This is a genomic window from Streptomyces sp. Tek67B01 (genome assembly GCF_055231995.1).
On the sequence record NZ_JBUYUY010000001.1, the window covers coordinates 1,816,844 to 1,843,085 of the forward strand.

Genomic DNA, 26,242 nt, shown 5'->3' on the forward strand with positions numbered 1-26,242 from the left:
GCCTTGCGGCCCCTCCCGCCGCCCAACAGGCTGATCCCATGGAACACTTCGCGACCGATCCCATAGACCGAAGCGCCCCGGAATCCCTGCTCGTGGTGGCGGCGCACCCGGACGACATCGAGTTCTGCGTCAGCGGCACGGTCATGCGGTGGATCGCTCAGGGCACGACCCGGGTGACGTACTGCATCGTCACGGACGGCGGGGCCGGCGGATACGACGAGCAGTTGCCCCGCCAGGCGATGGGGGACCTGCGCCGGGCCGAGCAGGTCCATTCCGCGAAGCGCAGCGGGGTGGACGACGTCCGCTTCCTCGGCTATCCCGACAGCTACGTCGAACCGAGTGTCGAGCTGCGCCGCGACCTGTGCCGGGTCATCCGTCAGGTGCGCCCGCAGCGCGCCGTGATCCCCAGCCCGGAGATCAACTGGGCGCGCGTCGCGGACCTGCACCCCGACCACCGGGCGGTCGGCGACGCGGCGCTGCGGGCGATCTACCCTGAGGCGCGCAACCCGTTCGCCCACCCTTCCCTGCTGAAGGAGGAGGGGTTGGAGCCGTGGGTCGTGCCGGAGCTGTGGCTGATGACCGGCCCCACCCCGAACCAGTACGTCGACGTCACCCCGGTCTTCGAGCGCAAGGTGGAGGCGCTGCGCATCCACACCTCGCAGACGGCGCACTTCGAGGATCTCGCGGGACTGCTCAGGCAGTGGTTGGGCGAGCACGCGAGGGCCGCCGGGCTGCCCGCGGGGCGTATGGCGGAGGCCTTCCAGGTCGTCCGGATCGACTGAGTCCCGGTCCGCGCCGCGTGGGCGAGCGGACCGGGACCCGTCGTGCCGCTTCCGTGCCGCGTCGCCGTTCCCGCGTGGTCCCGCGTGGTTCCGGCATCGTTCCCCGCTTCGGTTCCGCCGGCCCCTCCCCGGTGTCACCGGTAGATGAGCAGTTCGTCCTCGGTCGCGCCCGCCAGTTCGTAGCGGGTGCCGACGAGCGGTCGGCCCGAGTACAGGCGGATCAGCGTCGGCGCGTCGCCCCGGAAGCGGGCGGCGGGACGGCCGTCGACCGCGTTGCCCAGGACCAGCGCCTCGTGCTGCCCGGCGATCCGCGCCAGCAGCCGGGGCGTTCCGCGCTTGCGGCTCGTCGTGCGGAGCAGGGGGAGGGAGAGGGGGAGGGCGTCTCCGCCGTAGGCCCCCGGCTCGCCGAGCGCCTCGCGCACGTCTCCCGCGTGGATCCACTCCCCCAGCGCCACCGCGTCCAGACTGCCGTCAGCGGACGCGATGGCCGGACCGGCCTCGGTCAGTGCGCGTTCCAGCTCGTCCAGGACGTGGGCCACGGGCCGGTCGGCGCGCTCCGCGACGTCGGCCGCGTTGGCCGCGGGAAGGAAGACCCCTTCCTCCAGTCGGCCCTCGACGATACGGACGAGGGCGGCCGCGCAGTGGGCGAGCACGTCGCGCACCGTCCACCCCGGGCAGGCGGTACGCAGCGCGTACGCGGCCGGGGACGTGCGGCGCAACAACGGCATCAGGGCGTCCCGTTCGGTGCGCAGGAGCCGGTCCGGGAGCCAGGGGTCGCGCGTGTCCTCCATGACGGACACGGCGTCAGTAGCGGTAGTGGTCGGGCTTGTACGGGCCTTCGGCCTTGACGCCGATGTAGGCGGCCTGCTCCGGGCGCAGGGTGGTGAGCTTGACGCCCAGCGCGTCGAGGTGGAGGCGGGCGACCTTCTCGTCGAGGTGCTTGGGCAGCACGTAGACGTCGGTCGGGTACTCCTCGGGCTTGGTGAACAGCTCGATCTGGGCCAGCGTCTGGTCCGCGAAGGAGTTCGACATCACGAAGGAGGGGTGTCCGGTCGCGTTGCCCAGGTTCAGCAGACGACCCTCCGACAGCACGATCAGGACCTTGCCGTCGGGGAACTTCCAGGTGTGGACCTGCGGCTTGACCTCGTCCTTGACGATGCCCTCGATCTTCGCCAGACCGGCCATGTCGATCTCGTTGTCGAAGTGACCGATGTTGCCCACGATCGCCTGGTGCTTCATCTTGACCATGTCCGAGGCCATGATGATGTCCTTGTTGCCCGTCGTCGTGATGAAGATGTCCGCGATCTCCACCACGTCGTCCAGCGTCGCGACCTGGTACCCGTCCATCGCCGCCTGCAACGCGCAGATCGGGTCGATCTCGGTGACGATCACCCGCGCACCCTGACCACGCAGCGACTCCGCACAACCCTTGCCGACATCGCCGTAGCCACACACGACCGCGACCTTGCCGCCGATCAACACGTCCGTCGCACGGTTGATGCCGTCGATCAACGAGTGCCGGCAACCGTACTTGTTGTCGAACTTCGACTTCGTCACCGCGTCGTTCACGTTGATCGCCGGGAACAGCAGGTTCCCCTCGGCCATCATCTCGTAGAGGCGGTGGACACCGGTGGTGGTCTCCTCCGTCACGCCGCGGATCTCGGAGGCGAGCCGCGTCCAGTCCAGTGTGCTGTCGCGCAGCAGCCGCAGGACCAGCGCCATCTCCTCGTTGTCGGCGGTCGCCGGGTCCGGCACCGATCCGGCCTTCTGGTACTCGACGCCCTTGTGGACGAGGAGGGTGGCGTCACCACCGTCGTCGAGGATCATGTTCGGGCCGGCGTGCCCGGGCCAGGTCAGCGCCTGCTCCGTACACCACCAGTACTCCTCCAGGCTCTCGCCCTTCCAGGCGAAGACCGGTATCCCGGCCGCCGCGATCGCGGCGGCCGCGTGGTCCTGCGTCGAGTAGATGTTGCACGACACCCAACGGACCTGCGCGCCCAAGGCGATCAGTGTCTCGATCAGGACGGCGGTCTGCACGGTCATGTGCAGGGAGCCCGTAATGCGGGCACCGGCCAGGGGCCGGCTCGCCGCGTACTCCTCCCGGATCGACATCAGGCCCGGCATCTCGTGCTCGGCCAGGGTGATCTCCTTGCGGCCGAAGGCGGCAAGCGAGAGGTCGGCGACCTTGAAGTCCGTGAATGCGGCTGTCATGGGGGGCGCTCCTTGAACGTGGGGAAAGGCTGGGGTCACCGGGGATCAGACTCCGGCGGCCTTGCGCAGGGCGTCGACGCGGTCGGTGCGTTCCCAGGTGAAGTCGGGGAGTTCGCGGCCGAAGTGGCCGTAGGCGGCGGTCTGGGCGTAGATGGGCCGCAGCAGGTCCAGGTCGCGGATGATCGCGGCCGGGCGCAGGTCGAAGACGCGGCCGATGGCCTCCTGGATGCGCTCGTCGGGCAGGGTTGCGGTACCGAAGGTCTCCACGAACAGGCCCACGGGCTCGGCCTTGCCGATCGCGTACGCGACCTGCGCCTCGCAGCGCGAGGCGAGACCGGCGGCGACGACGTTCTTCGCGACCCAACGCATCGCGTACGCTGCGGAACGGTCGACCTTGGACGGGTCCTTGCCGGAGAACGCGCCACCACCGTGGCGGGCCATGCCGCCGTACGTGTCGATGATGATCTTGCGGCCGGTCAGACCCGCGTCACCCATCGGACCACCGATCTCGAAACGACCGGTCGGGTTCACCAACAGCCGGTAGCCGTCCGTGTCCAGCTTGATCCCGTCCCGCGCCAACTGCCCGAGCACGTGCTCCACGACGAACTCGCGGATGTCCGGGGTCAGCAGGGACTCCAGGTCGATGTCGGCGGCGTGCTGCGAGGACACCACGACCGTGTCGAGGCGGACGGGCCGGTCCCCGTCGTACTCGATGGTGACCTGCGTCTTCCCGTCGGGACGGAGGTACGGGACGACACCGTCCTTGCGGACCTCGGTCAGCCGCTTCGAGAGCCGGTGGGCCAGGGCGACGGGCAGGGGCATCAGCTCGGCGGTCTCGTCACAGGCGTAGCCGAACATCAGGCCCTGGTCGCCGGCGCCCTGCCTGTCCAGCTCGTCCCCCTCGCCTTCGACGCGCTGCTCGTAGGCGGTGTCGACACCCTGGGCGATGTCGGGCGACTGCGCGCCGATGGACACCGAGACCCCGCAGGAGGCGCCGTCGAAGCCCTTCTTCGAGGAGTCGTAGCCGATTTCCAGGATCGCGGCCCGGACGAGGTGCGCGATCGGCGCGTACGCCTTCGTCGTCACCTCGCCCGCGATGTGTACCTGGCCGGTGGTGATGAGGGTCTCCACGGCCACCCGGGAGGCGGGGTCCTCGGTGAGGAGCGCGTCGAGGATCGTGTCGCTGATCCGGTCGGCGATCTTGTCGGGATGGCCCTCGGTGACGGACTCGGAGGTGAAGAGCCGCTTGCTCACGCCTGACCCACCTCCAGCGGGAAGAAGTGCTTCTCGATGGCGCCGAGGCTGCGGATCTCGTCGACCTCCAGGCTCTCCATCTGGATGGACCTGCCGCTGTGCTGCTCCAGCAGGAAGACGAACTCGACGAAGGAGAGCGAGTCGATCAGCCGGTTCTCGATGAGATCCAGGTCGGGAGCGATGTCGTCGAGCTCCGAGTGGCGGGCGAGGAGCCAGTTCTTCAGCTGCTGCAGACCGTTCGACATGGTGGTACTCCTTGGGGAAGTGGTGTGTGGGGACGAGCCGTCCGGTTGGGACACCGGGACGGGTACGGACGCGACGGGTACGGCCGGGACGGGCAGCGCCCGCGGCAGGGGGAATCCGGGCGAGCCGGCCTCCAGGACCGGGGCGGCGACCGCCACCGCGTAGTCCACGTCGTGGCTGATGGACACGGTGACCTCGGCGATCCCCGACTCCTCGGCCATCTCGGCCGCCGCCCGGTGCAGTTCCACGAGCGGCCAGCCGCCCTCGGAGCGCCGGACGACGATGTCCAGCCAGGGCATGAACCGGCCGCCGACGCGGAGGGTCTTGAACGCCGCTTCCTTGGCGGCTATGCGCCCGCACAGGCTCAGCAGGTCGAGTCCGAGGGAATTGCGGCAGTCGGCGAGTTCGCCGGGGGTGAGCATCCGCTCGAAGAAGGCCTCTCCGTACTCGGCGAGGAGCCGGCGGACACGGGTGACGGACACGATGTCCATGCCGAGGTTGGCCCAGCCCGGACCGCCCGCCGGAGGGGCGACGGGTCGGGTCGGCACGTCAGATCGCCGGCCCGGCCGCGTTCGCCCGCAGGACCGCGGCGGTGGCCGCCTCCCAGCTGCCGTGGCGCCTGGTCAGCGCGGACAGCCAGCGTTCCAGGCCGAAGGCGACACAACTGGTGAAGGCCGGGCCGCCGCTCGACGCGAGCGCGATGTCGCACCGGTCGCCGAAGAAGTTGCGGTGGGTGTTGACCGACGCGATGGCGAGGTCCTCGTACAGGAACTCGTGCTTGACCGGTGTCAGGCGCTGGAGCAGCGCCTTGGAGCTGTCCTTGTCGAAGAAGGGGTCACACGCCGCCTCCTTGCGCAGGGGCAGGCCGAGGGCCTCGGCGAAGGAGGTGATCCGGTCGGTGAACGACGCTAGGTGCGCCTCGGCGTGCTCACGGGTTCCGATGGCGACGATCTCGCGCATGCGGAAGCCGAGTTGGCGGCGCAGTCCTTCGTAGTGCTCCTCCTTGCGGAAGCACCATCCGACCACGGTGACGAGTTCGTCGTCGGCCGCCTCGCGACCCTGGTGGTCGATGTACACGGCGTAGCACGAGGCGGAGGGCAGGCCCAGCGCGGCCGGCTCCAGCGCGTCACACGGGAAGCAGCCGGTGTCGGTACAGAACTCGCTGGTCGCTCTCGCGTCGAGGTTCAGCGGCGCCGCGACGACGGCCTGGTGGGGGAAGTTGTCGTAGTAGTCGAGCCGTGCCAGGTCGGCGGCCGGCAGCAATGGGGGCATGGTCATCGGGCGGGCGCCCGCTCGGACGCCCCAGCTCTCGAAGGTGTCGTCGAGGAGCCGGAGCAAGGCGGTTCCCTCGGGGCCCAGGGACGGCAGGCCCTTGATCGAGCCGGCGCTCGCGGTGGTCGTGACGGTCATGGTGGGGTCACCTCTCGGACGGCAGGGGGGCCGTTCAGACGACGGGCAGCACGTCGTCGGTGAAGATCCCGGTCTTCAGGAAGAAGCCGAGCGGCTTGCGGATGGTCTTGCGCTCGAAGGGCCGGCGCCGCTCGTCCGCGACCAGAGCGTTGCGCAGGGCCAACGGGTCGGCGATCCCGGCGTCGCGGTAGACGTGCGGGTTGTAGAGGGAGTTGACGCTGTAGACGACGTAGCGCTTGAGGTAGGTCTCCACCTCGGCGAGCCGTGCGGCGGGGACGCTGTCGCGCATCCGGGCGAAGAGCAGGGACACCAGTTCGCGCCCGAAGGCGATGTGCCGGGACTCGTCCTGGTGGTGGATGCGGTTGACCTCGCGGATGGTGTGGCAGAGCGCGTCGTCCTGCGCCATCCGGGTGTTGTAGTGGTCGACGAGCTCCTCGAAGAACAGGATCCGCGCGAAGACCAGGAAGTTCTCCACCTCCGGTTCCCAGGCGGAGTCGGCGCGCATGGCGGTCGACCCGTAGATCTTGTCGCCGTAGCGACGGCAGAACTCCGCGAAGAACCACATGTGCTCGTTCTCCTCACCGATGAAGTGGTGGAAGAAGTCGGAGGGGACCTCGAAGCCGGGCATGTGGATGCGGCCGACGACCTCGATGAGCAGCTCGCGGATGCCGTGCACGTTGAGGCTGTAGAAGTTGATGCTCTCCCACTTGGACAGGCGTTGGATGGTCTCCTCGCCCAGTTCCTCGTAGAACGGCGTGCCGTAGACCGTGAGCAGCTCGGGGGTCATCCACATCCGGCCCTCTTCGAGCTTGTCGGGCCAGTCGAACTGCTGGTACGGGTTGTAGTACTCCTCGATGGAGCGGGAGCTGAGCCGCTCCAGGACTTCCAGGAACCGATCGGTGACGGGAAGGGGGGCACTGACGCCCATGGTGACTCCTCGGTGGTGGTGGGCGGGCCTCAGGGCCGGACTTCGTAGACGGCGTTGACCGGGGTCTCGGTCGCGCGGCGCCAGCGGGTGAAGCCGGCCTCCGCGGCGATGGCGCGGAAGGCCTGTTCGCCGGAGTGGTTGCCGAGGGCGTGCGGTCCGCGCTGGGCGACGGCCACGGGCAGGCACATGACGGCGGACAGCGCCATGAACATGCGGGCGGCGGGGGTCTGGGTGTCGATGTCGGCGGGTGACACGTTGGACTCGACCAACATCCACGTCCCCTCCGCGTCCAGCGACTTGTGGACGTGTTGGGCGGCGGCCACCGGATCGCCCATGTCGTGCAGGGCGTTGAAGAAGGTCACCAGGTCGTAGCCGCTGCCGGGGTAGTCGTCGGCCGAGGCGACCTCGAAGACGACGCGGTCGCCGAGCCCGGCCTCGTCGGCGAGCTGCCGGGCGAGGGCGATGGCGTCCTCGGAGTAGTCGAAGCCGTGCACGGTGGCCTCGGGGAAGGCCTTGGCGATGAGCAGGGTGGTGTGCCCGACGCCGCAGCCGACATCGGCGACCGTGCCGCCGGCGGCCAGCTTGGCGGTGATCCCGTCCAGGGCGGGGAGCCAGTCGGGGACGAGCCGGTGCTCGTAGGTGGGTTGGAAGAAGCTGCCCATGCCGGTGTCGAGGGCGGGCTCGTGTTCGGCCCACCCGACGCCGTCGCCGGAGCGGTAGGCGTCCACGAGGGAGTCCTCGGTGGCGTAGAGCGCCTTGAGCGCCGTGAAGAACCCGGCGGCGAAGGTCAGCGCCTGCGGGTCGGCCAGTACGGGGACGTGGTCGGCGGGCAGGGTGTACGTGCCGGCTCCCGCGTCGCGCGCCACGTACCCGGCGCTGAGCTGGGCGTGCAACCACTCCTCGGCGTAGCGCGGGCTGATGCCGGCGCGTTCCGCGAGCGCGGCGGGGGTCAGGGGGCCGGCTTCGGCGAGCGCGCGGTAGAGGCCGAGGCGTTCGCCGAGGGCGACGGTGAGTCCGCGTACGGCGGCCCCGGCGTCGCTGATGACGCGCTGGTGGAAGTCGTCGGTGGCGCTCATGCCGCCCTCACCTCGGTGCTCGGAAGGTCGCAGGTGAACAGGAAGGAACGGGGGACCCGCGGGACGCTGCGGGCCGGCACCGGATAGGGCCAGCGGCCGAAGTCGGCGCCCGGTTCACCGGGTTGACGCACCTCGCGGACGGCCCAGCCGCAGTCGGCGAGCAGTTGCTCCGGGGTCTCGGTGCCGAAGAGCCACGGATTCCCGTCCTGGGCCAGGGAGTTGAGGAAGGGCCGGGAGAGCGGGTTTTCCAGCGCGGACTTGCTGATGACGTCGCCGAGCAGGATCGAGCCGGGGGCCGACCGGCCGGCGAGCGTGGAGATCAGGTTGCGTACGGCGGCCTCCGGCAGGAAGAAGAGCAGGCCCTCGACCACCCACAGCACCGGCTCGTCGCCGCGCCAGCCGGCCTCTTCGAGGGGGCCGGTCCAGTCCTGGGTGAGGTCCACCGGGACGGTGACGCGGGTGCGGCCGGTGGGGTCGGGCTCCTCGGCCAGCATCCGTGCCTTGGCTTCCAGCAGGGCGGGGCGGTCGAGTTCGTAGACGGTGACGTCCTCGGGCCACGGGAGGCGGTAGAAGCGGGTGTCCATGCCGGCGGCCAGGAACACCACTTGGCGGATGCCGCGCTCTCGGACGGCCGAGACGATGGCCCGGTCGAGGTAGGTGGTGCGGATGGCGAGGAACGGCACGGTGCCGGCCCCGGCGTAGCGCTCCAGGAGTTCGAAGCCGATGTCGTCGGCGACGGTGCGCGCGTAGGGATCGGCGAACAGCCGGTCCTCGCGGTCGGTCTCCAGGGCCCGCGCTGCGGCGGTCCACTGGGCGGTGCGGGATACGGCCTCCACTGGAGGTCTCCCTTCACATGGGTACGGGGGGTTTCGGGGGCGGGGCGGGGCGGGGCGGGGCGGGGGCAGGGGCTCAGACGGTGGCCGGCCGGGCCCGTACGACCGGGTCCTGCGCGGCGGCGGGGTGGGCGGCGGCGCGGTCGGCGGGGCGGCGCCGGAAGATGCTGTGCAGGACCATGCTGAACACGACCGCCCCGTCGGGGTCCACGAGCGTGCAGCGGGGCTGCACGACACCGGTGGTCGGGTTGAACGGGGAGGGGCGCGAGCCGAGGATCTCCACGCGGGCGGTGAGCACGTCCCCGGGGCGCACCGGCCGCAGGTAGCGGACCTCGTCCACGCCCGGCGACCCGGTACAGGCGCTGTAGGCGAGCAGCCCGTCGACATAGCGCCGCATGAACATCGAGGCGGTGTGCCAGCCGCTGGCGATCAGGCCGCCGAACGGGGATTCGGCCGCGAGGGCCGGGTCCGTGTGGAAGGGCTGCGGGTCGTAGCGCTTGCCGAACTCCAGCACCTCCTCCGCGGTGACGGTGACGGAGCCCAGTTCGTGGACGTCACCGGTCCGGAAGTCCTCGAAGTAGCGCATCACGCGGCCCCCTTGGCGGAGAAGAGTTTCTCTGGCGTGAACCAATCTACGAATCGCACATTTATTTTGTCAACCCAAAAAAAGCAGGGACGGTCTGGTTCGCGTCTTCGGATCAGAGCCCGGACAGGGCCTGTTCGACGTCCTGCCACAGGTCCTCGGGGCTCTCGATGCCGACCGACATCCGCACCAACCCCGGGGCGATACCGGCCAGGGTCAACGCCCGTTCGTCCAGCTCGCGATGGGAGGTACTGGCCGGATGTGTCACCAACGTCTCCACGCCGCCCAGCGAGAGCGCGAGGCGCGCCAGCCGTACGCCCTCCACGAACGCCCGCCCGGCGCCGCGGCCACCCGCCGGCTCGAAGGAGAGCAACCCGCCACCACCGCGGAGCACTTCGCGCGCCACGGCGTACGTGGGGTGGCCGGGCAGCCAGGGCCAGTGGACGGCGGCGACGGCCGGGTGGGCCTCCAGGCGGTCCGCCAGCAGGGCGGCGTTGGCGCAGTGCTCCCGCATCCGCAGCGGGAGGGTGGCGATGCCTCGCAAGGTCAACCAGGCGGCGAACGGGGCCGCCGCGGCGCCGAGTTCGACCGTACGCGGCCATATGTGCTGCCGGAGCGCGTCGTCCGCGAAGACCGCGGCGCCGCCGAGGACGTCGGAGTGGCCGGCCAGGTACTTGGTGGTGGAGTGCAGCACGATGTCCGCGCCCAGATCGAGGGGGCGGCACAGGGCGGGCGAGGCGAGGGAGTTGTCCACCGCGCTGATCACCCCGTGGCGGCGCGCCGCGGCGAGCAGGCCGGGCAGGTCCGGTACCCGGCCGGTGGGGTTGGCGATGGTCTCCAGCAGGAGCAGCCTGGTACGCGGGCCCACCGAGGACTCGAACTCGACCACCTCGTCACCGCTGATGTAGCGGACCTCGACCGAGAAACGGTCGGCGAGGTCGGACAGGGCCGCGTACGTTCCCCCGTACAGGCACCGCCCGGCGATCACCTGGTCCCCGGGCCGGAGCAGCGCGAGCAGCACTCCGCTGATGGCACCCATGCCGGAGGCGAAGGCGATGGCGGACTCCCCGCCTTCGAGGTCGGCGAGGGTGTGCTCCAGGGCGCGGACGGTGGGGTTGCCACGGCGACCGTAGACGTACGGCCCGTCCGGGCCGGCCATCGCGTCCGCGAGTTCGGAGGCGGAGTCGAAGGCGAAGGCGGAGGACTGGACGAGGGGAACGGACAGCGGCCGACCGCCGCCCGTGGTCGGGGGGTTGACGGCGTGCACGGCGCGGGTGCGGATGTCCTTCATGACGTCTCCTCTTGCTGCTGCGGGATACGGAAAAGGGGTCGCCCGACGTCCGGGAAGGACATCGGGCGACCCCTGGCCGGGCGTCGTCTCACACGCCGGCCGTCTCACCCTGCGGCGCGGGCGCTGCGGCGGGCGCGACGGCGGGCTTGTCGCCCTTCATCGTGAAGAGCGTGATCAGGGCGCCCACGGCGGCGATGCCCGCGGCGCCGAGGAACGCGGCGCTGAACCCGTCGGTGAGGGCGGGCAGGTTGCCCAGCTCACCGGCGCCCTGGGTGGTGGCGAGAGCGGTCAGCGCGGCGAGGCCGAGGGCCGAGCCCACGTTGTAGGTGGTGTTGACGATGCCCGAGGCCAGACCGGCCTGCTCCCGGGGTGCGCCGGACATCGCGGCCATCATGGCGGGGATGTACGCGAGCGCCATGCCGAGCGCGGCGACGAGGGAGGCGGGCAGGACGTCGACCAGGAAGGTACCGGTCGGCTCGACCGCCGACAGCCACACCAGCCCGGCGGCGAGGGCGAACAGACCTCCGGCGATCAGCGGCTTCGCCCCGAACCGGGCCATGAGGCGGGCGGTGATGGCCGTCATGAAGATCATCAGCAGGACGGTCATGGGCAGCAGCGCCGCGCCCGAGGCGAAGGCACCGTAGTGCAGGACCTGCTGGAGGTAGAGGTTGAGGAAGTACCACATCGGGATCCAGGCCGCGCCGAGCAGCGTCATCGCCAGGTTGGCCGAGCCCAAACGCGGGATCCGCCAGACGCTGAGCGGCATCAGCGGCTCGCGTACGGTGCGCTGGACCACGAAGAAGAGGGCGAGCAGGGCGACCGCGGCGACCAGTTCGAGCACGGTGGCGGTGGCTCCCCAGCCCACTTCGGGGGCCCGGACCACAGCGAAGACGGCGAGCGCGAGACCGGCGGTGACGGCGACGGCGCCGAGCACGTCCACCGAACCGCGGCGGGCCTGGACGGCGGGCAGCAGCTTGGTGGCGGCGAGGGTCAGGACGCCGATCGGGATGTAGATGATGAACACCCAGGGCCAGCTGACCCACTGGGTGAAGACGCCGCCGAGGAAGACGCCCGCGGTACCGCCGGCGGGGGCGGCGGCGCCGTAGAGGGCCATGGCCTTGCCGAGTTCCTTCGGGTTGTGCCCGAAGAGCATCATCAGCAGGGTCATGGCGGAGGGCGCGATGAGCGCCCCGCCGACCCCCTGGACGGCGCGGCCGGCGATCTCGACCCAGGCGGTCTGCGCGGCGGCGGCGAGCACGGAACCGACGATCATGGTGGCCCAGCCGGTGGCGAAGATCCTGCGCGCCCCGAAGAGGTCGGAGAGCCGGCCGCCCAGCAGGAGTAACCCGCCGAAGACGATGACGTAGGCGTTGAAGACCCACTGCAACTCGCCTTGCGAGAAGCCGAGGTCCTTCTGCATCTCGGGGAGTGCGACTCCGATGATCGAGGTGTCCATGATGACCATGAACTGGGCGGTGGCGAGCACGGCAAGTGCCCACCAACGCCGGGGATTGACGGTTGACATTGCCCTGACTCCTCTCCAGTGATACCCCTAGGGGGTACCTTCGCGGAGCACCGTAGCATACCCCTGGGTGGTATATAAGAGTGAGATTCGTGCCCATGGGGCGATCATGTCCCCCATGAAGCACCCGTCACTTCCCACCACCGAGTCGGCCGTGTCCGCGGTACGCGAGATCGCCGACGAGTACCGCCTGACGATGACCGTCGCCCACGACATCGGCGCGGACCAGACCTCGCGCCGCTCGTCGGCGGAACTCTTCAAGGCGACCGACCCCGACGGCTCACTCCCCCACGAGGCGTTCATCGACCTCCCGGGCCACCCCGAGGTGTCCGTCCGCCTCTTCCCGGAGGACGACGCCCTGATCACCGTCGACGGCGTGGAGTTCCACGATGTCCCCCGCGACGCCGTCCCGGCGTTCCTCCACTCGGTCTACGGCGGCCTGGCCCACGTGACGTCCCGCTTCTTCCCCCCGGGCTACCGCCTCACCATCCCCCTCCCGGGCGACGAGACCTACCGCGAACCCCTCCGCACCCTGACCCTCACGCCCTGGCTCTCCTCCATCATCCGCCCCTGAGCCGCGGCAGCACATCGCCGAAGGTCAGCCGCCTTGCGACAGCCCCCGACGTTGGCGGCGCCGCCCTACCAGCCCTCACGTACCGGGCACCGAGCAGCCGGCTGGGTGATCCACAAGCTGCCATACCGATCCGAAACGGTTCGGGTTCTGGGTCGTTGTGGTGGTGTGAGCGATCTGGTGGGGGACGCGCGGCATCTGTCGCCGTCGGCGCAGGAGGCCCTGCGGCTCCGGGCGGTGGCCGCGTTGGTGGCGGGGCGGGACCGTGAGGACGTGGCGGCGGTGTTCGGGGTATCGCTGAAGGCGGTCGACATCTGGTGGGCGAAGTGGCAGGCCGGCGGCCGGGAGGCGCTGGTCATGCAGCCGCGGGGCAAGCCTGTCGGGGTGCACCAGGTGCTCGGGGAGGCCGAGCAGGCCGCCGTGCGGCAGGCAGTCCGCGGGCAGTTGTGGACGCGGCGGCTGGTGGGCGAGCTGATCGCGAAGCTGTACCGGGTGCGACTGACCGAGCCCGGGGTGGGCGAGTACCTGAGGCGTTGGGGGCTGTCCTTCCAGCGTCCGGACAAGCGGGCCGTGGAGCAGGGCCCGGAGGCCGTGCGCCGCTGGCACGAGGAGACCTGGCCCGCGATCCGGGCGAAGGCGAAGAAGGACGGCGGCGAGGTCCTGTTCGCCGACCAGGTCGGTATCCGCTCCGACCAGGTCACCGGCCGCACCTGGGGCGAGAAGGGGAAGACACCCGTGGTGCGGCGGAGCGGGAACCGGTTCTCCGTGAACGCGATGTCCGCGATCAGCACGAAGGGCCGGATGCACTTCATGGTGTTTACCGAGAGTTTCACCGCCGAGGTGATGTGCCGCTTCCTGGACCGGCTGGCCGGCCACTTCGACCACAAGGTCCATCTCGTGGTCGACGGGCACTCCGCCCACCGCTCCAAGAAGGTCCGCGACTGGCTCGCCGCCCACCCCGACGACGTCGAGCTGCACTTCCTGCCCCCGTACTCGCCCGAGCTCAACCCTGACGAGCTGGCCAACGCCGACCTCAAGCACAGCCTGCCGAAACAGCACCGAGCTCGCGATCAGGCCGAACTCGCCGCGGAGACCCGGCGCTTTTTCCGTAGACGCCAGCGCCAGCCGCACATCGTCCGCGGCTACTTCGGCGGCCCACACGTCCGCTACGTCCTGGACGAGAACCCCATCAGTTTCTGATCAATAGGATGACGTAGACATTTTCAGCGGCCCGCCATGCTTCCACTCCCCTGCCCTGGAACCGACGGACATGCCCTCACCTGCGCGAGTCAATCCGTGCTGTCCGGGGGTGATTTCTTGCTGTTCCGTGAATCCGCGGCTCCTTGGCCAACCGCACCCCTCTCGAGGTACGGCTGGCGGAGCTCCTGAGTGAGAACTTCTTCCACAGGCACGGTCACAGGGCACACCTGCCGGAGGTACGGTCCTGGCAACGCAGCATCCCAGTCCTCATTCACGCAGTGGTCGAAGCGGGTCTCGGTGAGGTCGAGATGCTGCTCGAGTAAGGACTCCCACTGACCAGCAAGCGCGCGGACGTCATACTCGCGGGCGTGCATCCGTCATCCAGGGAACCCTCGTACGTCGTCGTGGACCTCAAGCAGTGGAGCGAGGCCCAGCCAGGACCACCGGGGTGGGATGTTCACCGCCGACCACCGCGGCGCGTTCTTGGGGTACCTGCGCTCGAGACTGGCCGCGCAGCCGGGTGCCGCTAAGCCGACGACCTCCTCCAGGCCAGGGCTAGGCCGTCCAGGCAGCTGATTCCGACACCCAGGCGTCCGCCCCCCTGAAGTACCGCCATCGGGCCGCCGCAAGGTGCCCCACCATGTGGCGCCTCGAATGCAACGTGATCAGGTTTTGGCCGAAAGTTTCAGCAGGAGCATGGACACGAACTGGTTCCCGCAGGGCGCGAGTAGCTCGTGCGGGTGGGGCATGTCCTCGCGGAAGCCCGGCGGCCCGCAACCGCATCGGTGATCTTAAGGAAGGGGTCACCGGCAGCAGCGACTGCCGGTGGCCGGAACCACCGGCATCGTGACCGAATGACATTAGAGGTCGTTTTATCCCGCTGTTTTATCTCGGGATCGGCTATTTAGTCTGGTGTGTCGTGTCGCGCCAGGAGATGGTGTTCTCGCCGGTGAGGCGGCGAGCCATGAGGTCGGTCATGGCGATGTGGATGACGGCTTCGGAGCGGGTGGGAAGGGTTTCGTAGTCACGGGCCAGGCGGCGGTGGAGCATGAGCCAGCCGTAGGTTCGCTCGACCGCCCAACGTTTAGGGATCGGGGTGAATCCTCTGTTCCCGGGCTTGCGGGCGGTGATCTCCATGTCGATTCCGAGGGTGGCGGCGTGTTCGACGAGGTGCTGGCGGTAGCCTCCGTCCACCCAGACCTTGCGGATGCCGGGGTGGTCGGCGGCGACCTGGTCGATGAGCCGGGTGCCGGCGACGGAGTCCTGCACGCTCGCCGCGGTGACCAGCACCGCGAGGAGAAGGCCGAGCGTGTCGGTGACGATGCTCCGTTTGCGGCCCACGATCTTCTTGCCCGCGTCGATGCCCTGGCCGGAGGCGTGGACGCTGGTGGAGGTCTTGACGCTCTGGGCGTCGATCACACACGCCGAGGGCTCCGCGTCCCGTCCTTCCTTCTCACGGAGAAGCTGCCGGAGAAGTCCGTTGAGCTGGGCGAACACGCCCTCGTCCGCCCATCTGGCGAAGTAGCCGTAGACGCTCTGGTGCGGCGGGAAGTCATGCGGGAGGTAGGCCCACTGACAGCCGGTGCGGTCCACATAGAGGATCGCGTTCATGATCTCGCGCAGGTCGTGCCGCGGAGGCCTGCCGAAGTCCAGGGCCCGACCACGACGCTCGAAGCGCCACGCGGACAGCACCGGCTCGATCAACTTCCAGCGGGCGTCGGAGAGATCACTCGGATACGGGCGTCGCGTCGTCATGATTCCGGCGTACCGCCGCGGACCGAGTGCGCCCAGGCGCGCGGCCGCGGCACCGGAAGCACGCGGGCCGCCAAGGGCCGGACACCCTGGGATGAGACAAGAACAAGAGCCATCCCGCCCCACCCGCCACCCCACCCGGCCCACAGGCACCGACTCCACCCATGGTCACGACCGCACCGCGATCGGCCACCTTGAGGATCACATCAATTTCGGGCAATCCAGATGGAAACGACCTCTTAGGCGCGACCAGTACGCACAACCGGACTGCACGACTCGTCGTCGGGCCGAGTTCTGCCCGCCCGGGGGTCGACGGGGCTCGCCGTCCCCACCTGGGGCTCGCCGACCCACAAGGCTGTCCCGCGCACACGCCGACAGCGTAAACGGGTGCGGCGCTCACGGCCCGGCCGCGCGGCGCGGCCCTGCGGAGTGATCAGGCGACTGCGCTCGAACCGTCAGGTGCGCCGACCTCCTTGTCCTCGACGGCCGTTTCCTCGCCCCCAGGTGCCGAGTTGCCACGCGTAAGCCACCAGGTGGCACATCCGCTCGCCAGCACGACCAAGGACAACAACAGCCATCCCGAGGACCGGAACGTGATCACAAGAGCGGGCAGGAGCGCGGGCCCGATGACGCGTTCCGCGGTATTGCCCAGGTTGAACGTGGAAAGGTACTGGGAGCGATCGCCCTCGGGAGCGAGGTCCATCGAGATCTGCCAGGACGACGCAGCCTGCCACATCTCAGCCACCGTCAACGCGAGCACCCCGGCCAGCAAGACCGGTATCGCAGTGGCCGAATCGTTCCACCACGACGAGACCAGGAAGAAGAAGGCAGCCAGCGCGAGCAGCACCGCGGAGGCGAACGCGGCCCGGCCCGCCCCGGCGAGGTTGGCTATGTGCCGGGTGGCCGGCAGTTGCAGGAGGGAGACGATGACCGTGTTCACGATCAACGGGACAGCCACGAACGTGTCGGGAATCCCGGGTGACGCGAGGATCCACAAGGGCAGCAGCACGTTGAGGGTGGTGACGTGCAGGGTGAGCACCGAGTTGAGCCCGGTGAAGGCGAGGTACCGGCGGTCCCGGAACGCCCACTTCCGCTTGGTTCGGAGCGGCACACGCGTGTTCGCCTGTTTGATCCGCAGGAGCAGGGCCGCGCAGACCACATAGAACAGCGCGATGCCCAACAGGGTTCCCTTGAAGACCCAGGGCCGGTCCATCGCGATCGCCACACCCGCGACCAGCCCACCCACCGCGTAGCCCACGTTGCGTACGGACCGGACGACGGCCATCAGCCGGACCCGGCGGTCGTCGCCGGCCACATCGGCGACGATGGCCTGGCTGACGCCGCCCGCGGTACGGTCCGCTATCGCGGTCAACAAGACGACGGCCAGATAGGCCGGAAACGACCTGACGGAGATGTAGCAGGCGAACCCCGCGGCACGCCAAAGATTGAGCGCGATCAGCGTGCGGCGTGCTCCGAAGCGGTCGCCGATCACCCCCATCGGGATCGTGAGGACGAACCCCACCGCTCCCGCGAGGGACAGCCCCAGCGCGAACTGCGTAGGGGTGAGACCGCTGATCCTCGTGAAGAAGATCGCCGCGAGCGCGGCGAACAAGCCGGTGCCCATTGAGTCGGACAGGCAGCTCACCACAAGAGCGCGCTCTGCGCTCGAACTGCTACCCACCGACTCCCGGAATCTGCGCAACGGCCCCTTCGTGGCCCTGTGCGCTGCCGCCTCGGGTGTCATGCGGGACCGCCGGATATCGCGACGACGAAGCGCAGATCAGCCACGGCGGTACGCGCCTTGGCCAAGGCCTCGTCGGGGCCGTCGGCTACCACCCACACGTGCGCGGGACGGTCGCCGGACGAGGTGACCGGCTCCAGCCGGTCTCCCGGTGCGCTGCGCACGACGACATCGCATATCCCCGGTCGGGATTTGACCTCCTCGGCCCCGAGGACCTCCACGATCTCGCCGGCCACCTGGGGCACCGCGTACCAGATCGCCGCGGACCGGGTGTCGTCAGCGACCTTCTCCAACTGCCGACGCGCCTCCCCGAGGGAGGGCAGGCCGATGCTCTGCCGGGCCAGCGCCGCGACGATGTCGACGCCGCGTGCTTCCCGCAGCAGGTAGGGGATGCGGTCGCCGCCCTGGCGCAGATGGGTCTCCACGATCCTGACTGCACGGTCGGTCACGATGACCTCGGTGTGGGTGGCACCCTCACGAATGCCCAGTGCGTCCAGGGCCCGCGCGACCGTCGTCACGATCCGGTGCTCGTCGGCTTCGGCGAGCGGCGCCGGGAGCACATGCCCCCGCTCCACGAAGCCCCCGGGGACGAGGTACTTCTTCGTGACGCACAGGGCGAGGTGCTCACCGTTCTCGCTGAGGCACTCGACGCTGAGCTCCTCCCCTTCGTGGAAGGGTTCGACCAGCACCTCGGTGTGGTGCAGGCCGGCCGCGGCCGAGCGGGAGAGTTCCAGCCGTTCGGCCACGTCGTCCGGTCCCTCGAGCCGGACCACGCCGTGGCTGCCCACCCCCTGGCCGGGCTTACAGATCAGCGGATAGCCCACCCGATCACCGAACTTGGCGATCTCTTCGACCGTGATGGCCTCTAGGCAGGGAGTGTCGTCGACACCCGCCTCGGCGAGTCGCTCACGCATCAGCCGCTTGCTGTCTACCGCCTGCACAGTCTCTGGAGCGTGCCAGGACAGACCGAGCTCGAGCGCGATCGCGGCGGTGGGGCCCTGTCCCGCCTCGCCGTAGCAGACCACCCGGTCCACCGGTTCCGCCGCGTGTACGAAGCGGGCGGCGGCGACCCATTCCTCGACCGGGGCGCGCTCGTCCACGACGACCACCCTGCGATGGTCCTCGGTACGCCCCATCTTGCGGGCTTCCTGATGGGTGCACAGGATGCTGGTCCTCAGACCGGGGGCGAGTTCCCGGGCGTACGCGACGATGTCCCGTTCATCACCCACGATCAGGAGGTGACGTATCGGCGGTGTGGTCTGTTGGTTCGAAGGCATCTGCACGTCACTCCAAGAAGGGTCGTGTAAGGGCGTCAGGCCGAGCGTCGCTGCCGCACAGCGTTGATCCGTCGTACCCCCGCGAACAGCGGCAGGACGGCCGCCAGGACCACCTGCAGGGTGCAGCCGGTCACCATCAGCGTCTCGCCGCCCGTGACGCCGGCGGCCCAGGCCACCAGGCACCCGATGTTGACCGTTCCCCACACGATGGTGGCCACCGCCAGCTTGCCCGTGGGCTTCGGGTACTCGACCCGGCTCACCATCAGCCAGGCAACTCCCAGGACAGCCAGCAACGTCGGCAGGAACGGCAGCTGAAGCAGCACGACCGAGACGACGGTGAGGGCGGCGAAGGGAATCGGCATGCCCTGGAACATGCCGTCCTGCATCGTCGTGCAGGAGAACCGCGCCAGGCGCAGCAGCCCCGCCAGCAGCACGGCCAGGCCGGCCAGGCCGACGAGGCCCGGGTAGTCGGAGCCGCTGACCAGCCCCCAGACGACGACGAAGTAGGCCGGCGCGAGGCCGAAACTGATCAGGTCCGAGAGGTTGTCGAGCTCGGCTCCCATGCCGGAGCTGCGGAATCTCCGCGCAACCAGCCCGTCGCAGAGGTCGAACAACGCGGCCATCAGCATGAGCATGACCGCAGTAACAGCGGCCTGGCGCACTTCTCCCGCTCCCTGGCCCTGGCCTTCCACGAGGTACGGAACCAGGACGTTGGTCGTGATGAAGTACACCGAGGCGAAACCGCAGACCGCGTTCCCGAGGGTCAGCACATCGGCGACCGACAGCCGCGAAGGGGATACTCCGCTCTCAGCGGCCTCCCCAACCCATGACGCCGGGAGCTCGGAATCAGTAACGGTCAACGGACTCTCCTTCTGGACTCTCTGGCTACGTGTGGAGCCGGCGCAAATCATCGCAGCCGAGCAACGGGGCCGGTAGCCGGGCCTGGTGCTGCCCGGGACGGTCGAGGACCTGACCGTACCTCCGAGCAGCGCCGCCCGCCCAATGCACCGATCAGAACCGTATCTCGGTCAACCAGTCTGCATGCTCGGGCGATTTGCCCCGAACGACCGAGGTGTACGCCGCGTCCAGCGCGCGCGTCACGGCACCGGCCGTCCCGTTGCCCACCTGCAGTCCGTCCACCCAGGTCACCGGCAGGATCTCCCAGCCCGTGCCCATGAAGAACACCTCTTCGGCCAGGTAGAGCTCGGTGCGGTCGACGTCGCGCTCCACGACCTCGTAACCCAGCTCTCGCAGCAGGGTCAGCGAGGTCTCCCGCGTGAGGCTCTCCAGGATCCCGCTGGTGGTCGACGGGGTGATCACCACTCCGTCGCGCACCAGTGCGATGCAGGCGCCGGGGCCCTCGCTGACCTTGCTGCGCTCGTTCAGCAGGATCGGCCAGTCGTGGCCGTTCTCCCTCGCCTCTATCATCGCGAGACGGCCGTTGTGATAGTTGGAGAAGGCCTTGACCCGCGGGGGCATGGACGACTCGTTGATACGCGTCCAGGAACTGACCGCGGCCCGGCAGCCACGCTCGGTACCCAGACCGGTCTGGAACGTCCAGCTGTCGACCACCACTTCGCAGCGGACGCCGGCCGGCACCATCTGCTCCTGGATCGTGCCCGCCGGGAAGGCCCACGGACGCAGGTACACGTCCTCGCGGTAGTTGTTTGCATGCAGGACCTCGATGACCGCCGCACGCAGCGTTTCCAGGTCGTACGGCAGGTCGAGGCGGACGATGCGCGCAGAGTCGTAGAGGCGCTTGAGGTGCTCGTCGAGGCGGAAGACGAGGAGCCGGTCCTCGTCGTGCGACACATAGGCCTTGATGCCTTCGAACACCGCCGCGACCGAGGCGTGGCCCACGGCGTTGACGTGGATGCTCGCCTCCGCCCACGGCACCAGCTCGCCGCTGCGCCAGAGCCATTGCGGCCCTCTTCGGTCGTGACGCACCAGCGAATCCATGATGGACATGGGCGCGCCGGACATCTCAGTTTCGGTCGTCATACGGATTTCACCTTTTGGGGCTTGGTGGGTGTGAGGCGTTCCAGGCTGTCCAGCACCAGGTCGGCGGCGCCCAGCGAGGAGCGGCTGCCGCGCTCGCCCGGAACCGCCACACAGCGCAGGCCGGCGGCCTTGGCCGCCGTGACTCCGGTGGCGGAGTCCTCCAGGGCGAGGCAGTCGCCGGGCCGGGCGCCGAGCAGCTCCAGTCCTCGCAGGTACAGGTCGGGAGCGGGCTTGCGGGCCTGGACCTGGTCGCCCGTCACCACCTCGGCGAACATGTCGCGGACCTGTAGGCGTTCGAGGTGCCCCCGCACCCATGCGCGGCCGGAACTGGAGACGACCGCGCACGGGATGCCCTGCCGTCGGGCACCTTCCAGCAGCCAGGCCACTCCCGGCCGCAGCGGTTCGCGGTCGGCGAGCTGGTACTTGTCACGGCGTCGCTCCTCGAGTTCCGCCGGGGTGAGAGTGCGGCCCAGCCTGCCGGCCAGGTCCTCGGCGGCGTGTGACTCGCCCGACGCCCGGCCCAGCATCGCCGCCCAGACCTCGTCGGGGAAGACGAGGCCGTGTCGCTCGTAGAGGTTCTCCCAGGACTGGTGCGCGGCCCGTTCCGTGTCGCAGATCAGGCCGTCGAAGTCCATCAGGAGCGCAACGGTCGCGACGGCGCCGGCGGCTTTCACCGCTCGACGCGCGTGCCTCCGAGCACACGCCGGAGGTAGTCGCTGGTGAACATCTGCTGCGGGTCGAGCTCGGCGCGGATGTCCTGGAACGCCTTCCATCCCGGGTAGCGGTCCGCGATGACGTCGGCCGTGGCCGTGTGCGCCTTGCCCCAGTGCGGGCGGCCGTCGTGCTCCAGCAGCACCGCCTCGAAGGTGCGCAGCAGCTCCGTGTAGCCGACCGTACGTGGGACGGTGATGTTGACGTAGGCCGTCGTTCGCCCGTGGGCCGGGCTGAGCAGCAGCTCGTCACCCGCACCGAACCGGACCGTAATCGAGTACGGGGTGCGCAGGCCGAACCGCTTGACGTCCTCGTGCACGTTGCCGACCGCGTCGGTCGCCGAGGTCAGCGGCAGCGCGAATTCCAGGGAGAGGAACTTGACCGGCTGCGGGAAGGTGAACGCGTTGTAGCTGACGTCCACGTAGTCCGCCGGGCCGGAGTCGCCGCCGAGCTGGGCGGTCATAATCCGCTGTACGGCGCGCTGGTCGATGCGGCCCACGAGGCCGGCCGTCGTGCAGCGGACCTCGCCGAGGGTGTTCGCCCGGCGGCGGCGGGCGGCGTCCGCGGACACCGGCGCGTCGGTCGGGTCCAGCTTCAGGGTGGAGGCGTTGTCGCTCCATCCCTTGAGGGAGAACGTGGCGTGTTCGGCACTGCCGGCGTACGCCTCGATGTCCTCCAGGATGCTTTCCAGCGGACGGCTGCCCTCCACCACGCGCAGGTGGTAGCGGGGCACGCACTGGAGGGTGACCGTCGAGATGACGCCGAGCGCGCCGAGCGAGGTGGCCGCGGCGGCGAACAGCTCGGGGTCCTCGTCGCGTCCGCAGCTGCGGAGGGTCCCGTCGGCCGTGACGAGCGTCAGGGCCAGGACCTGTCCCGAGAAGGGCCGGTGGCCGAGCCCACTGCCGTGGTTGCCGGTCGAGATGGCCCCTGCGATGGTCTGCTCTTCGAGGGTGCCCATGTTGGACAGGGCCAGCCCGGCCTTGTCCAACGCCCAGTTGAGCTCCCGGAGCAGGGTGCCGCCGCGCACGGTAACGGTCGAGGCAACCGGGTCGAGGGCGACGATGCCGGTGTAGCCCGTCATGTCCAGGACGACGCCACCGGTCGTCACGAGTGGGTTGAACGAGTGCCCCGTGCCGGCGGCGCGCAGGACCAGGCCGCGATCGGCGGCGTGGCGCACCGCGTCGACTATGTCGCTCTCATGGGTGGCGCGGATCAGGCGCTCCGGCGTGCACCGGGCCGAACGTGCCCAGTTGCGCCAGGTGGTCGGGGCTCCGGCGCCCCGCTTCAGCAGGCTCATGCGGTCGTCCTTCGGTTCTCGGTTTCGCGGCGCAGGACCACGCAGTGACGGGCCACGGCGTCCTGCCAGGTCGGCATGTCGACACCGAGCTCCGCCAGCCGGTCGGTGTTGAGCGCCGAGACCTTCGGACGGCCGCCGACGAAGGAGCAGTCGTCGAAGGAGATCGCCGTCGGCGGGTGCTCCGCGTGCAGCTTCGGGTCGTACTCGTTGAGGGCGTGCGCCCCGAGCTCGTACCGGGTGGCGCTGTTCCGGTTGGCGACGTGCACGGTGCCGACCGGGAACTCGTCCAGGCTGATCAGGTGGATGATCGCCCGCGCCAGGTCCACGGTGTACGTGGGCCGGCTGTACTGGTCGTCGATCAGCTCTTGGCGCTCACCGCGCTCGGCGGACCGGATCGTGGCGAGGACGTCGTCGTTGTTCTCGGCCGCGCCGCCGAAGAGCCAGGAGGTGCGGACCACGAGGTGCTCGGGGACGCGCTCGGCGATCTGCTCACCAGCGAGCTTGGTCAGGCCGTACACGCTCAGCGGGTTAGGAACGTCGGTCTCCCGGTAGTCCCCCTCCGGTGCGGCGACCCCGTCGAAGACGTAGTCGCTGGAGATGTAGACCATGCGGCTGCCGGTCGTACGGCAGGCCTCGGCGACCTGGTGCACACCGGCGACGTTGACCCGCAGACCGAGCTCGACGTCGGTCTGGCAGGTCGCCACGATGGATATGGCGGCCAAGTGCAGGACGACGTCCGGGCGGAACGAGGCGACGGACTCGGCCACGGCCCGCTCGTCGGCGATGTCGAAATCGGACACGGAGACGCCGAGTACCGGCCAGTCCGCGGTCCGCGGGTCGGCGGCCAGTTCCTGGGTGAGGGCCTTGCCGAGGCTGCCGTCTGCTCCTGTGATGTATAGGCGCATCGTCACTCCTCAGAGGTTTCCGAACTCGGCCCGCAGGTCTGCGGCGGTCGCACCGGAGCTGATCCGGTCGCGGATCTCGTTCTCGCGCGCGGCAACACCGCGGGCGCTTTCGAGGACGTCCTTGGCGGAGGCAAACGGCACGGTCGCGACGCCGTTCTCGTCGGCCACGACGATGTCGCCGGGGAAGATCACCTGGCCGCCGACCGAAACCGGCACGTTGACCTGCACGGGCTCGATGCGGTCGTGGACGGCGCCGGGTGACTGGCGCGGGGACGTGGTGCGGTACCAGACGGGGAATCCGATGTCGCGGATCTCGTCGATGTCGCGGGCGGCACCGTCGATGACGGCCCCGGCGATGCCGAACTTGTGGGAGACCGTCGCGGTCAGGCCGCCCCACATGGCCGTGGTCGCCACGCCGTGGCAGGCCATGATGATGACGTCGCCGGGCTGGGCACGGGACAGGATGGGCAGCGTGTTGACCCAGTCGTCGATCGACAGGTTGATGGTGAACGCGGGGCCGGCGATCTTCTGGTCGTGCCGGACGACCTGGAAGCCGCCGATGGCGCCGGCGCGGCGCTGGGCGTCGGTCACCACGCAGCTGGGGCTGTACTCGGCGAGCAGCTCCCGGAAGCCGTCGGTGATCTCCTGCGGCGGCCGGGCGAGTTCGTTGTAGACGGTGTCCATGCAGTGCTCCTGATTCGGAAAGTGAGAGTGCCGGTCCGACGGACCGGGTCAGCTGCCCGCGGCCGGCCGGATCCGCTCCTGGATCCGTGCGGCGAGCCGCTCGGCGCTGAGGTCGTGGGCGTCGAGGACCTCGGCTTCGGTGCCGCACAGCGGCACCTCGGTCAGGCCGATCCCGGTGAAGTACGGAACCCTGTCGGCGCCGAGCTCCAGCAGCGCCCTGGCCAGCAGGTCCGCCTGGCCGCCATGGGTGTAGTGGTTCTCGACGACGAACAGCTCGTCGGTGTCCGCCACAAGCTGGGAGAGCCATCCGGCGTCCACCCGGTTCAGCCACGGCAACGCGACGACGGTCAGCTCCACTCCGTCAGCGGCGAGCAGCTCGGCGGCGCGCAGCAGCTGGGTGAGCACGACCGGTCCGGACCCGATGGCCACGGTCCGGCCGCCGGGGCGGACGATCCGGCCGTGTCCCGTCGTCAGCGGCCGTGCGCCGAGCGCCTCGGCCTCCTCGGGCACCGGGGTGCTGACGAGGCGGAGGTACACGCTCGACTCGGTTTCGGCGCAGAATTCGACCGCGGCCCGGGCCTCGGCTGAGTTGGCCGGCTCCAGCACGACCAGGCCCGGGATCGCACCCACGGCGCTGACGTCACGGACGGCCTGGTGGGAGTGGCCGGGCGCAGCAGGCAGCAGGCCCGCGAGCGAGCCCACGTAGACCACCTTCCGGCGCTCCGAGGCGTTGGTGTACATCTGCTCGTTCGGCCGTGCGTGCAGGAAGCAGGAGAAGGAGTGCACGAAGGGCAGCAGGCCGCGCGAGGCGAGGCCGCCGGCCATCGACACCATGTCCTGCTCGGCGATGCCGCACTCGATGAAGCGGTCCGGGAGCGCCTGCGAGAACGGGATGAGCCCTGTGTCGAGCACCAGGTCCGCGTCGAGCGCGACGATCCGCTCGTCAGTCCGTGCGCGTTCGACCAGCGCGCGCCCGTACACCTCGGGCAGGCGGGGCCCGGTGGCCTTCGCCGGCAGGACCGTTTCGGCGTACGAGAACGCGAGCGGGGCCAGGCCGTGGCGGGCGAGTACCGCGTCGACCGAACCGACCAGTTCCCGGTGCGCGCTGCGGTAGTCCTCGAGGGCCGGCGCCCCGCTGTGGAAGAGGTAGCGCCATTCGCCCTCGGCCATCGAGGTGGCCGCGAAGGTGGCGCAGCCGGCGCCCTTCACGGTGTCCGCGATGATCACGGCGGGCTTCCCGGCGTGCTCCTTCTCACGGAGCCGGAACGCCGCGTCGAGCTCCTTCGCGTCGTTGCCGTCGCAACGGAGCACTCCCCAGCCGAAGGCGGCGAACTTCGCCTCGAGATCGCCCAGATCGCTGACGTCGGCGACCCACGTGTCGGACTGGATCTTGTTGTGGTCGACGATGACCGTCAGTTCGCCCAGGTCGCGGTGGACTGCGCCGGCCAGCGCCTCCCAGTTCTGCCCCTCCTGGAGCTCACCGTCGCCGGTCAAAACGAAGACACGCCGGTGCGCGCCGGTGAGCCGGTCGGCAAGGATCATGCCCTTGGCCTTGGAGATCCCCATGCCGAGGGAGCCGGTGTTGGCGTGCATGTGCGGGATACTGACGTCGGGGTGCCCGGGCAGCCCGCCCAGCCGGCGCAGCTGGTGGAGCTTCTCCTGGGGCAGCGCCCCGAGGGCGATCAGCGCCGCGTAGAGACCGGGGGCGTCGTGGCCCTTGGACGAGAAATAGACGTCGCCGTCGGCCGCGAACGGAGAGCGCATCTCCTCGAGCAGCAGCCAGGCAACGGTGTCAGCCGCGCTGAAGCTGGATCCGAGGTGTCCGGAACCGGCGCGCATGATGCTGTATAGCGCGTTGATGCGGGAGGCATCGGCAAACGCCTTGATCCGGTCGTGCCGGTCGGGAATGCCCTCGAGAATGCGGGTGAACTCGTCGGCAGGCAGCCAGGCGAGAGAGGTGTTCATGACTT

Annotated in this window: 24 protein-coding genes and 1 pseudogene; 4 read left to right on the forward strand and 21 right to left on the reverse strand. The window is 69.7% G+C overall.

Features of this window, described 5'->3' with window-relative positions:
- The first annotated feature begins 38 nt into the window (after positions 1–38).
- Positions 39–782: a PIG-L deacetylase family protein gene (locus tag ACV7NM_RS08275; protein ID WP_463409684.1), complete on the forward strand. Its 744-nt coding sequence runs from the start codon at positions 39–41 to the stop codon at positions 780–782.
- Between the two features lie 134 nt (positions 783–916).
- Here ACV7NM_RS08275 and ACV7NM_RS08280 read toward each other — a convergent pair whose 3' ends face one another.
- The 11 genes from ACV7NM_RS08280 to ACV7NM_RS08330 form a co-directional block, all read right to left on the reverse strand.
- Positions 917–1,573, reverse strand: a complete 657-nt coding sequence (locus tag ACV7NM_RS08280; protein ID WP_463409685.1) for a maleylpyruvate isomerase family mycothiol-dependent enzyme — start codon at positions 1,571–1,573, stop codon at positions 917–919.
- Positions 1,574–1,586: 13 nt separating this feature from the next.
- Complete coding sequence (ahcY, locus tag ACV7NM_RS08285) at positions 1,587–2,993, reverse strand: adenosylhomocysteinase (RefSeq protein ID WP_463409686.1); 1,407 nt, start codon at positions 2,991–2,993, stop codon at positions 1,587–1,589.
- Between the two features lie 45 nt (positions 2,994–3,038).
- On the reverse strand, positions 3,039–4,247 hold the full coding sequence (gene metK, locus ACV7NM_RS08290; RefSeq protein ID WP_463409687.1) for a methionine adenosyltransferase: 1,209 nt from the start codon (positions 4,245–4,247) through the stop codon (positions 3,039–3,041).
- Complete coding sequence (acpS, locus tag ACV7NM_RS08295) at positions 4,244–5,038, reverse strand: holo-ACP synthase (protein WP_463409688.1); 795 nt, start codon at positions 5,036–5,038, stop codon at positions 4,244–4,246. Before acpS ends, metK begins: the two co-directional genes overlap by 4 nt.
- A 1-nt stretch (position 5,039) precedes the next feature.
- Positions 5,040–5,900 carry a class-II aminoacyl-tRNA synthetase family protein gene (locus tag ACV7NM_RS08300; RefSeq protein ID WP_463409689.1) on the reverse strand — a complete coding sequence of 287 codons (861 nt, stop codon included), beginning with the start codon at positions 5,898–5,900 and terminating at the stop codon, positions 5,040–5,042.
- Positions 5,901–5,934: 34 nt separating this feature from the next.
- On the reverse strand, positions 5,935–6,828 hold the full coding sequence (locus ACV7NM_RS08305; RefSeq protein WP_463409690.1) for a diiron oxygenase: 894 nt from the start codon (positions 6,826–6,828) through the stop codon (positions 5,935–5,937).
- A gap of 29 nt (positions 6,829–6,857) precedes the next feature.
- Entirely contained in the window at positions 6,858–7,904 is a 1,047-nt protein-coding gene (locus tag ACV7NM_RS08310; RefSeq protein WP_463409691.1) for a class I SAM-dependent methyltransferase, read from the reverse strand.
- Positions 7,901–8,740: a class I SAM-dependent methyltransferase gene (locus ACV7NM_RS08315; RefSeq protein ID WP_463409692.1), complete on the reverse strand. Its 840-nt coding sequence runs from the start codon at positions 8,738–8,740 to the stop codon at positions 7,901–7,903. The genes ACV7NM_RS08310 and ACV7NM_RS08315 overlap by 4 nt, the downstream gene beginning before the upstream one ends.
- Before the next feature lie 73 nt (positions 8,741–8,813).
- The gene (locus tag ACV7NM_RS08320; RefSeq protein WP_463413871.1) at positions 8,814–9,323 is read right to left on the reverse strand and encodes a MaoC family dehydratase; all 510 of its coding nucleotides are present in this window, start codon (positions 9,321–9,323) and stop codon (positions 8,814–8,816) included.
- A gap of 112 nt (positions 9,324–9,435) precedes the next feature.
- Positions 9,436–10,611 (reverse strand): trans-sulfuration enzyme family protein, encoded by a 1,176-nt coding sequence (locus tag ACV7NM_RS08325; protein ID WP_463409693.1) that lies wholly within the window; start codon positions 10,609–10,611, stop codon positions 9,436–9,438.
- Between the two features lie 88 nt (positions 10,612–10,699).
- Entirely contained in the window at positions 10,700–12,136 is a 1,437-nt protein-coding gene (locus tag ACV7NM_RS08330) for an MFS transporter (RefSeq protein ID WP_463409694.1), read from the reverse strand.
- A gap of 115 nt (positions 12,137–12,251) precedes the next feature.
- Here ACV7NM_RS08330 and ACV7NM_RS08335 point away from each other — a divergent pair, with 115 nt between their 5' ends.
- From ACV7NM_RS08335 to ACV7NM_RS08345, 3 genes and pseudogenes are all read left to right on the forward strand, one after another.
- Positions 12,252–12,707, forward strand: coding sequence for a hypothetical protein (locus ACV7NM_RS08335; RefSeq protein WP_463409695.1), 456 nt, complete (start codon positions 12,252–12,254; stop codon positions 12,705–12,707).
- 165 nt (positions 12,708–12,872) lie between these two features.
- A complete protein-coding gene (locus ACV7NM_RS08340; protein WP_463409696.1) occupies positions 12,873–13,904 on the forward strand; it encodes an IS630 family transposase in 1,032 nt (343 codons plus the stop codon).
- A gap of 36 nt (positions 13,905–13,940) precedes the next feature.
- A pseudogene (locus tag ACV7NM_RS08345) lies at positions 13,941–14,341 on the forward strand (hypothetical protein); the annotation flags it as partial.
- 463 nt (positions 14,342–14,804) lie between these two features.
- Here the strand turns inward: ACV7NM_RS08345 and ACV7NM_RS08350 are convergent.
- From ACV7NM_RS08350 to ACV7NM_RS08395, 10 genes are all read right to left on the reverse strand, one after another.
- Positions 14,805–15,659: an IS5 family transposase gene (locus tag ACV7NM_RS08350; RefSeq protein ID WP_463409697.1), complete on the reverse strand. Its 855-nt coding sequence runs from the start codon at positions 15,657–15,659 to the stop codon at positions 14,805–14,807.
- 430 nt (positions 15,660–16,089) lie between these two features.
- On the reverse strand, positions 16,090–17,280 hold the full coding sequence (locus tag ACV7NM_RS08355) for an MFS transporter (RefSeq protein ID WP_463409698.1): 1,191 nt from the start codon (positions 17,278–17,280) through the stop codon (positions 16,090–16,092).
- Between the two features lie 116 nt (positions 17,281–17,396).
- Complete coding sequence (locus ACV7NM_RS08360) at positions 17,397–18,674, reverse strand: ATP-grasp domain-containing protein (RefSeq protein ID WP_463409699.1); 1,278 nt, start codon at positions 18,672–18,674, stop codon at positions 17,397–17,399.
- Between the two features lie 35 nt (positions 18,675–18,709).
- Positions 18,710–19,534 carry a CDP-diacylglycerol--serine O-phosphatidyltransferase gene (gene pssA, locus ACV7NM_RS08365; protein WP_463409700.1) on the reverse strand — a complete coding sequence of 275 codons (825 nt, stop codon included), beginning with the start codon at positions 19,532–19,534 and terminating at the stop codon, positions 18,710–18,712.
- 151 nt (positions 19,535–19,685) lie between these two features.
- Complete coding sequence (locus tag ACV7NM_RS08370; protein WP_463409701.1) at positions 19,686–20,642, reverse strand: branched-chain amino acid transaminase; 957 nt, start codon at positions 20,640–20,642, stop codon at positions 19,686–19,688.
- A 29-nt stretch (positions 20,643–20,671) separates the two neighbouring features.
- Positions 20,672–21,310, reverse strand: coding sequence for an HAD family hydrolase (locus tag ACV7NM_RS08375; RefSeq protein ID WP_463409702.1), 639 nt, complete (start codon positions 21,308–21,310; stop codon positions 20,672–20,674).
- Between the two features lie 35 nt (positions 21,311–21,345).
- Entirely contained in the window at positions 21,346–22,683 is a 1,338-nt protein-coding gene (locus ACV7NM_RS08380; RefSeq protein ID WP_463409703.1) for a D-arabinono-1,4-lactone oxidase, read from the reverse strand.
- A complete protein-coding gene (locus ACV7NM_RS08385; protein WP_463409704.1) occupies positions 22,680–23,588 on the reverse strand; it encodes an SDR family oxidoreductase in 909 nt (302 codons plus the stop codon). Before ACV7NM_RS08385 ends, ACV7NM_RS08380 begins: the two co-directional genes overlap by 4 nt.
- A 9-nt stretch (positions 23,589–23,597) precedes the next feature.
- On the reverse strand, positions 23,598–24,272 hold the full coding sequence (locus ACV7NM_RS08390) for an RraA family protein (protein ID WP_463409705.1): 675 nt from the start codon (positions 24,270–24,272) through the stop codon (positions 23,598–23,600).
- Positions 24,273–24,320: 48 nt separating this feature from the next.
- The gene (locus tag ACV7NM_RS08395; protein WP_463409706.1) at positions 24,321–26,237 is read right to left on the reverse strand and encodes a transketolase C-terminal domain-containing protein; all 1,917 of its coding nucleotides are present in this window, start codon (positions 26,235–26,237) and stop codon (positions 24,321–24,323) included.
- Between the last annotated feature and the right edge of the window lie 5 nt (positions 26,238–26,242).